Annotated in this window: 1 protein-coding gene; it reads left to right on the forward strand. The window is 71.2% G+C overall.

What is annotated here, in order from left to right:
* Positions 1-311: 311 nt before the first annotated feature.
* The coding region (gene moxJ / locus I53_RS14275; protein ID WP_043351786.1) for a methanol oxidation system protein MoxJ at positions 312-1,102 on the forward strand (791 nt) is incomplete at its 3' end.

Raw genomic sequence — 1,102 nt, forward strand, 5'->3', positions numbered from 1 at the left:
CCTCGGCGCGGTGGGCGCCTTCAAGAAGCTCGCCAACTACACCCAGATGGGCGGCGGCGTGATGGTGTTCTCGCTGGACGGCAAGGGCCCCTACGACGACCCGAATGTCGGCGAGTACGAGCAGCACGCCGCCAAGTAGGGCCCGCCAAGTAGGGCCATCCAAGTAAGGCCCGCCTTCATCCCGCCGGCCAAGCGGCCGGCGGGACTCCGGGCCGGGTCCGGGACGCGCGGGGCGCCACGGCGCCCCGCAGCCCGGCCGCGCCCCTCCGGACCGCCATCAAGAAACGCTTCGACACAGGGGATCAACGTCCATGCCGCGCCCGCGCGCCCGCATCCTGGCGGCCCGTTTCGCCGCCGTCCTGACGCTCGCCACCCTGGCCGCCGGGCCGGTGGCGGCCCAGGACTCCGAGGCCCAGGCCATCCAGCAGGATCCCGGCAAGGCTCCGGCCGCCCCGCCGGCCGACCCCGCGACCCTGCGCATCTGCGCCTCCGAGAAGCAGCCGCCGCTCTCGATGCGGGACGGATCGGGGCTCGAGAACCGCGTCGCCGTGGCGGTCGCGGAGGCGATGGGGAAGAAGCCCGTCTTCGTCTGGCTGCCGAAGCCCGCGATCTACCTCGTCCGCGACGGCCTGGAGAAGCGGACCTGCGACGTGGTCGTCGGCCTCGACAGCGACGACCCGCGGGTGCTGACCACGAAGCCGTACTACCGGAGCGGCTACGTCTTCATCACGCGCGCCGACAAGGATCTCGACGTGAAGTCCTGGTCCGACCCGCGGCTCAAGACCCTCGACCACATGGTGGTGCCCTTCGGCTCCCCCGGCGAGGCGATGCTCAAGGATATCGGCCGCTACGAGGAGGACATGGCCTACCTCTACTCGCTGGTGAACTTCCGCTCGCCGCGCAACCAGTACACCCAGATCGACCCGGCCCGCATCGTCAGCGAGGTGGCCAACGACAAGGCCGATGTCGGCGTCGCCTTCGGTCCCGACGTCGCCCGCTACGTCAAGGATTCCCCGACGCCCCTGCGCATGACGCTGGTCCCGGCCGACACGGTCGGCAGCGACGGCGGCAAGGTCCCGCAGGTCTCGACCAGTCGATGGGC

This window comes from Methylobacterium sp. B1, from assembly GCF_000333255.1.
Taxonomy (GTDB): domain Bacteria; phylum Pseudomonadota; class Alphaproteobacteria; order Rhizobiales; family Beijerinckiaceae; genus Methylobacterium; species Methylobacterium fujisawaense.